10 protein-coding genes are annotated in these 10,584 nt (G+C 62.9%); all 10 read left to right on the top strand.

What is annotated here, in order from left to right:
• Positions 1-649: pyridoxal-dependent decarboxylase (locus EN742_RS11730; protein WP_148670082.1), on the top strand; the 649-nt coding region annotated here is incomplete at its 5' end.
• A gap of 122 nt (positions 650-771) precedes the next feature.
• Entirely contained in the window at positions 772-1,539 is a 768-nt protein-coding gene (locus EN742_RS11725; protein WP_126054727.1) for a DeoR/GlpR family DNA-binding transcription regulator, read from the top strand.
• 127 nt (positions 1,540-1,666) lie between these two features.
• Positions 1,667-3,193, top strand: a complete 1,527-nt coding sequence (gene glpD, locus EN742_RS11720) for a glycerol-3-phosphate dehydrogenase (protein WP_127406661.1) — start codon at positions 1,667-1,669, stop codon at positions 3,191-3,193.
• Between the two features lie 38 nt (positions 3,194-3,231).
• Entirely contained in the window at positions 3,232-4,314 is a 1,083-nt protein-coding gene (locus tag EN742_RS11715; protein WP_126054725.1) for an ABC transporter ATP-binding protein, read from the top strand.
• Positions 4,315-4,324: 10 nt separating this feature from the next.
• Positions 4,325-5,407, top strand: coding sequence for an ABC transporter ATP-binding protein (locus EN742_RS11710; RefSeq protein WP_126054724.1), 1,083 nt, complete (start codon positions 4,325-4,327; stop codon positions 5,405-5,407).
• Complete coding sequence (locus EN742_RS11705) at positions 5,408-6,274, top strand: sugar ABC transporter permease (protein ID WP_126054723.1); 867 nt, start codon at positions 5,408-5,410, stop codon at positions 6,272-6,274.
• A gap of 1 nt (position 6,275) precedes the next feature.
• Positions 6,276-7,190 carry a carbohydrate ABC transporter permease gene (locus EN742_RS11700; RefSeq protein WP_126054722.1) on the top strand — a complete coding sequence of 305 codons (915 nt, stop codon included), beginning with the start codon at positions 6,276-6,278 and terminating at the stop codon, positions 7,188-7,190.
• Positions 7,187-7,480, top strand: coding sequence for a DUF2160 domain-containing protein (locus tag EN742_RS11695; RefSeq protein WP_189347543.1), 294 nt, complete (start codon positions 7,187-7,189; stop codon positions 7,478-7,480). The genes EN742_RS11700 and EN742_RS11695 overlap by 4 nt, the downstream gene beginning before the upstream one ends.
• 76 nt (positions 7,481-7,556) lie before the next feature.
• Positions 7,557-9,284: an ABC transporter substrate-binding protein gene (locus tag EN742_RS11690; RefSeq protein WP_127405552.1), complete on the top strand. Its 1,728-nt coding sequence runs from the start codon at positions 7,557-7,559 to the stop codon at positions 9,282-9,284.
• A gap of 94 nt (positions 9,285-9,378) precedes the next feature.
• Positions 9,379-10,584, top strand: a 1,206-nt coding sequence (gene glpK / locus EN742_RS11685) for a glycerol kinase GlpK (RefSeq protein ID WP_128332834.1), incomplete at its 3' end; no start/stop codon positions are given.

Genomic DNA, 10,584 nt, shown 5'->3' with positions numbered 1-10,584 from the left:
GCACGGCCTCTATCTGCATGTCGACGCCGCCTGGGCCGGATCGGCGATGATCTGCCCGGAGTATCGGCATTTCTGGGCCGGCGTCGAAGGCGCCGATTCGATCGTCTTCAATCCGCACAAATGGCTGGGCGCGCAGTTCGACTGCTCGATCCAGTTCATCCGCCAGCCCGAAGATCTGGTGCGTACGCTGGCCATCAAGCCGGACTATCTCAAGACCCATGGTCATGACGGTATCATCAACTATTCCGAATGGTCGGTGCCGCTCGGTCGGCGGTTCCGGGCGCTCAAACTCTGGTTCCTGTTGCGGGCGCATGGGTTGGAAGGCCTGCGCGCCATGATCCGTAACCACGTCGCCTGGAGCGAAGGCCTCGCCAGGCGCCTGGCAGGCGAGGCGGATTTCGACATCGTTACCGAGCCGATGCTGTCGCTATTTTCGTTTCGGCATAAGGGAGGGGCGGGCGCCGATTCAGATGAACACAACCTTCGACTGGTCAATGCCATCAACGACGATGGCCGCATCTACCTGACCCAGACCAAAGTGGATGGTCGGGTCGCGATCCGCTTCCAGGCCGGCCAGTTCGAGGCGACGGCGGACGATATCGACGCGGCATTTGCTGTCATCACCGAAATCGCACGCTGCCTTACTTGAGGCAAGTCCCCTATCGAGCTGCGCCGGTTTTGCGATCATATGATTTTCATTAGTCGGCATCTGCCTTTTCATTGCTTTCGTTTTCGGATATACACAAGAAAAACGAAAACGGGAGGCACTAGATGTTTCTGTCCCCGCGCCATGCTGAAATCGTCCAGATGGCCCAGGATCATGGCCGTGTGCTGGTGGACGATCTGGCCACGCATTTCAACGTGACGCCGCAGACCATCCGCAAGGACCTCAACGATCTCTGCGACCAGCGCCTGCTCACACGCATCCATGGCGGCGCCCTGTTCCCCTCCGGCATCGAGAACATGGAGTATGAGGCGCGCCGCAAGATCGCCGCCGAGGAGAAGGAGGCGATCGGCCGCGCCGCCGCCAGGCTGATCCCCGACAACGCCTCGCTCTTCATCAACATCGGCACCACGACCGAGTCCGTCAGCAAGGCCTTGCTGGACCACAACGGCCTCATGGTCATCACCAATAATATCAATGTTGCCAATAGGATGCGTGTCTATCCTTCGATCGAGGTGGTGATTGCCGGCGGCGTCGTGCGTGGCTCCGACGGCGGCGTCGTCGGCGAGGCCGCCGTCGACTTCATCCGCCAGTTCAAGGTCGACTACGCCGTCATCGGCGCCTCGGCCATCGACCATGATGGCGCGCTGCTCGATTTCGATTTTCGCGAGGTGAAAGTGGCGCAAGCCATTATCGCCAACGCCAGGCACGTCATCCTGGTTTCCGACCAGACCAAGTTCGAACGCACCGCGCCGGTTCGCATCGGCCATCTGTCGCAGGTCAACACCTTCATCACCGATCGTTGCGACATCCCCTCGGTGCGCAAGATCTGCGAGGAGGCAGAGGTTCAGCTGATCGAAACATCGCTCGGCTAGGGCCGGCTAACGTGGCTTTCACGGCGCTGTGATATTTCGTTTGACATTCGTTCGTATTTCGAATTAATTCCGTAACGGTTTCGCAAAAGACCAAAAATGCTGCAATGCGAAATCGCTGGAGGATTTCTTGGACGCATCACCGATCCATGACATTTTTGTCATTGGCGGCGGCATCAACGGCTGCGGCATCGCCCGCGACGCGGTTGGTCGCGGCTTCTCGGTTTTTCTCGCCGAGATGAGCGATCTGGCCAGCGGCACCTCGTCCGGCTCGACCAAGCTGATCCATGGCGGCTTGCGCTATCTTGAGTTTTACGAATTCCGCCTGGTACGCGAAGCGCTGATGGAGCGCGAGGTTCTGTGGAAGAACGCGCCGCACATAATCTGGCCGATGCGTTTCGTGTTGCCTTACGCCAAGGGCCTGCGGCCGGCCTGGCTGATCCGGCTCGGCCTTTTCCTCTACGACCATATTGGCGGGCGCAAACTGCTGCCGGCGACGAAGACGCTGGACATGGGGACGGATCCGGCCGGCAAGCCGCTGAAGCCGCTGTTTCGCAAGGCCTTCGAATATTCCGACGGCTGGGTCAACGATGCCCGCCTGGTGGCACTGAATGCTCGCGACGCCGCCGACCGCGGCGCGATCATCCGCACCCGCACCAAGGTCGTCGGCGCGCGTCGCGAAGGCGACCTCTGGGCAATCCGGCTCGAGGACCTGAGGACCGGTGACACCGAGGAAGTCAAGGCCAGGCTTCTGGTCAACGCCGCCGGCCCCTGGGTCGATCACGTGCTTTCGGCGACGGTCGGCCAGAACGACGTCCACAATGTCCGCCTCGTGCAAGGCAGCCACATCGTCATCGCCAAGAAGTTCGATGATCCGCGCGCCTATTTCTTCCAGAACAAGGATGGCCGCATCATCTTCGCCATTCCCTATGAGGAAGAGTTCACGCTGATCGGCACCACCGACCGCGACTATCCGGGCGATCCGCATGATGTGAAGATCAGCGACACCGAGATTGACTATCTCTGCGCCGCGGCAAGCGAGTATTTCGCGCAACCGGTCAAGCGTTCCGACATCGTCTGGACCTATTCGGCCGTGCGCCCGCTTTATGACGACGGCGCCTCTAGGGCGCAGGAAGCGACCCGCGACTATGTTCTGAAAACCGATGGCGGCGAGGGGTCCGCGCCGATCATCAACGCCTTCGGCGGCAAGATCACCACCTATCGCCGGCTGTCGGAATCGATGCTGGAAAAGATCGAAAGCTTCCTCGGCAAGCGCGGAAAGCCCTGGACCTCGAACGCGCCGCTGCCGGGCGGCAATTTCCCGCCCACCGGCTTCGAGGCGCAAGTTGCGAAACTGAAGAGCGCCTATCCGTTCCTCGATCAGCGCCTGGCGCGTCGGTTGACCCGGCTCTACGGCACGCTGGCGCAGGCCGTGCTGGGGCTCGCCAAGTCGAATGCCGATCTCGGCCGCAACTTCGGCGCTGATCTCTACGAAGCCGAGGTTCGCTACCTCGTCGAAAACGAATGGGCGCTGACCGCTGAGGATGTATTGTGGCGCCGGACCAAGCGTGGCCTGCATCTCAGTCGCGAGCAGGCCGCGACGCTCGACGAATTCATGCGTGGAATAAGTCGCCGCCATGTCGCGGCGGCCGAATAGGATGGCCGTGTGATGCACAGAGCCGGGGAGGAGGCATCATGCTGGAATTGAGAAACGTGTCGAAGACGGTCGGCGCGGCGGAGCATATCCGCGACGTGTCGCTGACGCTCCAGCACGGCTCGCTGAACGTGCTGCTCGGACCGACGCTGTCCGGCAAGACCAGCCTGATGCGGCTGATGGCCGGCCTCGACGCGCCGACCTCCGGCTCGGTCTGGTTCGACGGCAAGGACGTCACCGGCCAGCCGGTGCAGAAGCGCAACGTCGCCATGGTCTATCAGCAGTTCATCAACTACCCGGCGATGACCGTTTACGAGAACATCGCCTCGCCGCTGAGGGTCGCCGGCGCCGAGCAGGCGAAGATCGACAAGGAAGTGCGCAACGCCGCGGCACTGCTGAAGCTCACGCCCTATCTCGACCGCACCCCGCTCAGCCTGTCCGGCGGCCAGCAGCAGCGCACCGCGCTCGCCCGCGCCATCGTCAAGAACGCCAGCCTCGTGCTGCTCGACGAGCCGCTCGCCAATCTCGACTACAAGCTGCGCGAGGAGCTGCGCGCCGAGCTGCCGAAGATCTTCGCCGCCGCCGGCACCATCTTCGTCTACGCCACCACCGAGCCGCACGAGGCGCTGCTGCTCGGCGGCAATACGGCGACACTTTCGGAAGGCCGCGTCACCCAGTTCGGCCCGACCATCGAGGTGTTCCGCAAGCCGGTCGACCTGGTGACGGCAAGAACCTTTGCCGATCCGCCGCTCAACACCATCGTGCTCGCCAAGAAGGGTCCGGTTTTCCTGCTCGAGGGCGGCGTGACGCTGCCGGTGCCGGCCGAGCTCACCGGCATTGCCGACGCCATCTACACGATCGGCTTCCAGCCGCATCATCTGTCGCTCGAGCGGCCCAATGCCGCCGCCGTGCCGGTGCGGGCCAAGGTCACCATCACCGAGATCACCGGCTCGGAGAGCTTCATCCATCTCGATTTCGCCGACGCCCGTTGGGTGATGCTGACCCACGGCATCCGCGACTTCGAGCCCGACGCCATGGTCGAGGTGTTCATCGATCCGCGCCACATCATGGTCTTCGACGGAAACGGCCGCGCCGTGGCCGCCGCGCCGAAGCTCGCGGCTTGAGGAGGAAGCGATGGCACGCATCGACGTCAACCACATCCGCCACTCCTACCTGCCCAATCCGCAGAAGGATTCAGATTTCGCCCTGAAGGAGGTGCACCACACCTTCGAGGATGGCGGCGCCTACGCGCTGCTCGGGCCTTCCGGCTGCGGCAAGACCACGCTTCTCAACATCATTTCGGGCCTGCTCCACCCCTCGCACGGCCAGTTGCTGTTCAACGGCAAGGACGTCACCAGGCTGTCGACTCAGGAGCGCAACATCGCCCAGGTGTTCCAGTTCCCGGTCATCTACGACACCATGACCGTCTACGACAATCTGGCCTTCCCGCTGCGCAACCGCGGCGTGCCGGAGGCCGATGTCGACCGCAAGGTGCGCGAGACGCTGGAGATGATCGATCTGGCGTCATGGGCGAACAGGAAAGCGCGCGGCCTGACCGCCGACCAGAAGCAGAAGATCTCGCTTGGCCGCGGCTTGGTGCGTTCGGACGTCAACGCCATCCTGTTCGACGAGCCGCTGACCGTCATCGACCCGCACATGAAGTGGGTGCTGCGCTCGCAGCTGAAGCAACTGCACCGCCGTTTCGGCTACACCATGGTCTATGTCACGCACGACCAGACCGAGGCGCTGACCTTCGCTGACCGGGTGGTGGTCATGTATGACGGCGAGATCGTCCAGATCGGCACGCCGGCCGAACTTTTCGAGCGGCCGCGCCACACCTTTGTCGGCTATTTCATCGGCTCGCCCGGCATGAACGTCATGCCGGTGGCGATCGACGGCAGGACCGCGACGATCGGCAGCCAGCGCATCGAATTGCCGGGCGTGCCCAAAACTGCCAGCGGGAACACCGGCGCCGGCTCGATCGAGCTCGGCATCCGCCCCGAATATGTCAGGCTCGGCCGCGACGGCATGGCCGTCAAAGTCAGCAAGGTCGAGGATGTCGGCCGCCACAAGGTGGTGCGCGCCAGCCTCGAGGGCCGCGAGATCGCCGCCGTCATCGGCGAGGACGACACCGTGCCGGCCGATCCGAAGGTGAGTTTCGATCCGGCCGGCATCAACATCTATGCCGATTCCTGGCGCGTCGAGATGGGGGCATAGATGGAAAAGACCTGGAACAACAAGGCCTGGTTCCTTGTGCTGCCGGTGCTGGTGCTGGTGGCGTTCTCGGCCGTCATCCCGCTGATGACCGTCGTCAACTATTCGGTGCAGGACACGTTCGGCAACAACGTCTTCTTCTGGGCCGGCACGGAGTGGTTCGAGGAGCTCTTGTCCTCCGACCGCTTCTGGGAAGCGATGGTCCGCAACCTGATCTTCTCCTTCATCATCCTCATCATCGAGGTGCCGCTCGGCATCTTCATCGCGCTCAACATGCCGAAGAAGGGCTGGGGCGTGCCGGTCTGCCTGGTGTTGATGGCGCTGCCGCTGCTGATCCCATGGAATGTCGTCGGCACGATCTGGCAGGTCTTCGGCCGCAACGACATCGGCCTGCTCGGCTACTACGTCAATGCGCTCGGCATCGACTACAACTATGTCCAGGATCCGATCGACGCGTGGGTCACCGTCATCATAATGGACGTCTGGCACTGGACCAGCCTCGTCGTGCTGCTTTGCTATGCCGGCCTGGTCTCGATCCCGGATGCCTTCTACCAGGCGGCCAAGATCGACGGCGCCTCGCGCTGGGCGGTGTTCCGCTACATCCAGCTGCCGAAGATGCAGCGCGTGCTTTTGATCGCAGTGCTGCTGCGCTTCATGGATAGCTTCATGATCTACACCGAGCCTTTCGTCGTCACCGGCGGCGGTCCCGGCAATTCGACGACGTTCCTGTCGATCGACCTGGTCAAGACGGCGCTTGGCCAGTTCGACCTCGGTCCGGCGGCGGCGATGTCGCTGGTCTACTTCCTGATCATCCTGCTGTTGTCATGGGTCTTCTACACCGTGATGACCAACTACGACGCGGAGCGCTGAGATGACCGGCGTTAACGAAAGAGCGAACAGAGTGAGCGAGACGGCGGTTTCGGAAGGGCTGAGCAGCGCCCTGTCGCAGGACGAGGTGGCGCGCCTGATGCGGCGCCGCGGCGAGGAATCGCGCTGGTGGTGGATCGTGCCGACGCTCTACATCATCGTTATCCTGCTGCCGATCTACTGGCTCATCAACATGAGCTTCAAGACCAATGCTGAGATCGTCTCGTCGCTGACGCTCTATCCGCATGCGCCGACGCTCGCCAACTATCGCACCATCTTCAGCGACCCGTCCTGGTATTCGGGCTATATCAACTCGATCACCTATGTGGTGATGAACATGGTGATCTCGGTCGCCGTAGCGTTGCCGGCGGCTTACGCCTTCTCGCGCTATCGCTTCCTCGGCGACAAGCATCTGTTCTTCTGGCTGTTGACCAACCGCATGGCGCCGCCGGCGGTGTTCGCGCTGCCGTTCTTCCAGCTCTATTCCGCCTTCGGCCTGATCGACACCCATATCGCGGTGGCGCTGGCGCACTGCCTGTTCAACGTGCCGCTGGCGGTGTGGATCCTCGAAGGCTTTATGTCCGGTGTGCCGAAGGAGATCGACGAGACGGCCTATATCGACGGCTATTCGTTCCCGCGCTTCTTCGTGAAGATCTTCATGCCGCTGATCGCCAGCGGCATCGGCGTCGCCTGCTTCTTCTGCTTCATGTTCTCATGGGTGGAATTGTTGATCGCGCGCACGCTGACCACCACCGACGCCAAGCCGATCGCCGCCACCATGACCCGCACCGTCTCGGCCGCCGGCATGGACTGGGGACTGCTCGCCGCCGCCGGCGTGCTGACGCTGATCCCCGGCGCGCTCGTCATCTGGTTTGTCCGCAACTACATCGCCAAGGGCTTTGCCCTGGGGAGGGTATGACCATGAACCTCGACCTCTCCTGGATGGCGTGGACCTGGCCGACGGCGGCTTTCTTCGGCACCGTCTTCCTGCTGCTTTGCGGCATGGCGGCCTGGGAATATGCCTCGCCGGGCGGCAATCCGCGCGTCGGCGTGCTCCGCTTCGAGACGACGCGCGGCGACCGTCTCTTCCTGTCGCTGCTCGGCAGCGCCTTCATCCATCTCGCTTGGCTGGGTCTGGTTGGACCCAACCTGTGGTGGGCTCTCGCTCTCTCCGTAGTCTACGCCATCGGCGTGTTCCGCTACGTATAGAGGGGGAAACTGTTGGAGCGGCCGCGTGCCGGCGACCGCTCCAGATCGCACTTGAAACCAAAACTGGAGGAAACACATGCGACGGCAATTTTTAACATCAACGACCGCCCTTGTCCTATTGCTCGGGGCAGGCAATGCCTACGCCGGGATGGATGAGGCGAAGGCCTTTCTGGACAAGGAGATAGGCCCGCTGTCGACGCTTTCGCGCGCCGACCAGGAAAAGGAGATGCAGTGGTTTATTGACGCCGCCAAGCCGTTTGCCGGCATGGAGATCAAGGTCGTCTCGGAAACCATCGCCACCCATTCCTATGAATCGCAGGTGCTGGCGCCGGCCTTCTCCGCCATCACCGGCATCAAGGTCACGCACGACACGATCCAGGAAGGCGACGTCGTCGAGAAGATCCAGACCCAGATGCAGACCGGCCAGAACCTCTATGACGGCTGGGTCAACGACTCCGACCTCATCGGCACGCACTGGCGCTACCAGCAGGTGCGCAACCTGACCGACTGGATGGCGGGCGACGGCAAGGACGTCACCAATCCGAACCTCGACCTCAAGGACTTCATCGGCACCTCCTTCACCACGGCGCCGGACAAGAAGCTCTACCAGCTTCCCGACCAGCAGTTCGCCAACCTCTACTGGTTCCGCTACGACTGGTTCAACGACGAGAAGAACAAGGCCGACTTCAAGGCCAAGTACGGCTACGACCTCGGCGTGCCGGTCAACTGGTCGGCCTATGAGGACATCGCCGAGTTCTTCACCGGCCGCGAGATCGACGGCAAGAAGGTCTATGGCCACATGGACTACGGCAAGAAGGACCCGTCGCTCGGCTGGCGGTTCACCGATGCCTGGCTGTCCATGGCCGGCAATGGCGACAAGGGTATCCCGAACGGCCTGCCGGTCGACGAATGGGGCATCAAGGTCGACGAGAACTCTCGTCCTGTCGGCTCCTGCACGGCGCGCGGCGGCGACACCAACGGCCCGGCCTCGGTGTATTCGATCCAGAAGTATCTCGACTGGCTGAAGGCTTACGCTCCGGCCGAAGCGCAGGGCATGACCTTCTCCGAATCCGGCCCGGTGCCGGCGCAGGGTGCGGTCGCCCAGCAGATCTTCTGGTACACCGCCTTCACTGCTTCGATGGTCGACGCCGGCGCCAAGGCGGTGATGAACGACGACGGCACGCCTAAGTGGCGCATGGCGCCGTCGCCGCACGGCGTCTACTGGAAGGACGGCATGAAGCTCGGCTATCAGGACGTGGGTTCCTGGACGCTGATGAAGTCGACGCCGACCGACCGCGCCAAGGCCGCCTGGCTCTACGCGCAGTTCGTCACTTCGAAGACCGTCGACGTGAAGAAGAGCCATGTCGGCCTGACCTTCATCCGCGAGAGCACGATCCACGACAAGAGCTTCACCGAGCGTGCTCCGAAGCTCGGCGGCCTGATCGAGTTCTATCGCTCGCCGGCCCGCATCCAGTGGTCGCCGACCGGCACCAACGTGCCTGACTATCCGAAGCTGGCTCAGCTCTGGTGGCAGGCGATCGGCGATGCCTCGTCCGGCGCCAAGACCGCGCAGGAAGCGATGGACTCGCTCTGCGCCGAGCAGGAAAAGGTCATGAGCCGCATCGAGAAGTCGGGCGTCCAGGGCGATATCGGCCCGAGGATGGCCGAAGAGCATGACCTCGCCTACTGGAACGCGGACGCGGTCAAGAAGGGCAATCTCGCGCCTCAGCTCAAGATCGAGAACGAGAAGGAAAAGCCGATCACCATCAACTACGACGAGCTCGTGAAGAGCTGGCAGAAGTAAGACTGCCTGATGCGGGCGTCAGCGCCCGCATGGATCCTGCGGGGGAGGCGGCTTTTGCCGTCTCCCCTGTTGCATGAAGAGCGGAGGAGCGGAAATGAGCGGCTTTGTGCTTGCCATCGACCAGGGGACGACATCGAGCAGGGCTATCCTGTTCGACGACCAGATGAAGGTAGCCGGCGCCGGCCAGCAGGAATTCAACCAGTATTATCCAGCCTCGGGCTGGGTCGAGCACGATCCGCAGGAGATCTGGGCAAGCGTGGTGGCGACCGTGAAGGCCGCGCTGAAGGCTGCCAGCCGCAACGCTTCGGACGTGGCGGCGATCGGCATCACCAACCAGCGCGAGACCGTCGTCATCTGGGACAAGGCGACCGGCAAGCCGATTCACAACGCCATCGTCTGGCAGGATCGCCGGACCGCGCCGCTCTGCCAGAAATTGAAGAAGCAGGGGCTGGAGAAGACATTCACCAAGAAAACCGGCCTGCTGCTCGATCCCTATTTCTCCGGCACCAAGATCGCCTGGATGCTGGACAAGGTGAAAGGCGCCAGGAAGCGCGCCGAAAAGGGCGAACTGCTCGCCGGCACCATCGACAGTTTCCTGATCTGGCGGCTCACGGGCGGCAAGGTGCACGCCACCGACGCCACCAACGCCTCGCGCACGCTGGTCTACAACATCGAGAAGAATGTCTGGGACGGCGAGTTGCTCTCGATCCTGCGCATCCCGGCCGCCATGCTGCCGCAAGTGAAAGACTGCGCCGATGACTATGGAGTCACCGAGAAGGGCCTGTTCGGCGCCGAGATAAAAATCCTCGGCGTCGCCGGCGACCAGCACGCCGCGACCATCGGCCAGGCCTGTTTCGAGCCGGGCATGATGAAGTCGACCTACGGCACCGGCTGCTTCGCGCTGCTCAACACCGGCACCGACCTGGTGCGCTCGAAGAACCGGCTGTTGACCACCATTGCCTATCGCCTGAACGGCAAGACCACCTATGCGCTGGAAGGCTCGATCTTCATCGCCGGCGCCGCCGTGCAATGGCTGCGCGACGGCATCAAGGTGATCGGCAAGGCCGAGCAGAGCGGCGCGCTCGCGGCAGCCGCCGATCCGGCGCAGAATGTGTATCTGGTGCCGGCCTTCGTCGGCCTCGGCGCGCCGCATTGGGACGCCGAGGCGCGCGGCGCGATCTTCGGCCTGACCCGCAACTCAGGCCCGGCGGAGTTTGCCCGCGCGGCATTGGAATCCGTCGCCTACCAGACCCGCGACCTGCTCGACGCCATGCGCAAGGACTGGAAGGGGGCTTCCGCC

This window comes from Mesorhizobium sp. M4A.F.Ca.ET.020.02.1.1, from assembly GCF_004022645.1.
Classification (GTDB): Bacteria; Pseudomonadota; Alphaproteobacteria; order Rhizobiales; family Rhizobiaceae; genus Mesorhizobium.
Note: the sequence above shows the minus strand (reverse complement) of the source record. Positions and strands in the feature narration are given on the sequence as shown.

What these genes read in the sequence shown, in the direction of transcription:
- EN742_RS11695 (WP_189347543.1), top strand. Translation starts at nt 7,187, where the DNA reads ATGACCATGAACCTCGACCTCTCCTGGATGGCGTGGACCTGGCCGACG.
- EN742_RS11725 (WP_126054727.1), top strand. Translation starts at nt 772, where the DNA reads ATGTTTCTGTCCCCGCGCCATGCTGAAATCGTCCAGATGGCCCAGGAT.
- EN742_RS11705 (WP_126054723.1), top strand. Translation starts at nt 5,408, where the DNA reads ATGGAAAAGACCTGGAACAACAAGGCCTGGTTCCTTGTGCTGCCGGTG.
- EN742_RS11715 (WP_126054725.1), top strand. Translation starts at nt 3,232, where the DNA reads ATGCTGGAATTGAGAAACGTGTCGAAGACGGTCGGCGCGGCGGAGCAT.
- EN742_RS11700 (WP_126054722.1), top strand. Translation starts at nt 6,276, where the DNA reads ATGACCGGCGTTAACGAAAGAGCGAACAGAGTGAGCGAGACGGCGGTT.
- EN742_RS11710 (WP_126054724.1), top strand. Translation starts at nt 4,325, where the DNA reads ATGGCACGCATCGACGTCAACCACATCCGCCACTCCTACCTGCCCAAT.
- EN742_RS11690 (WP_127405552.1), top strand. Translation starts at nt 7,557, where the DNA reads ATGCGACGGCAATTTTTAACATCAACGACCGCCCTTGTCCTATTGCTC.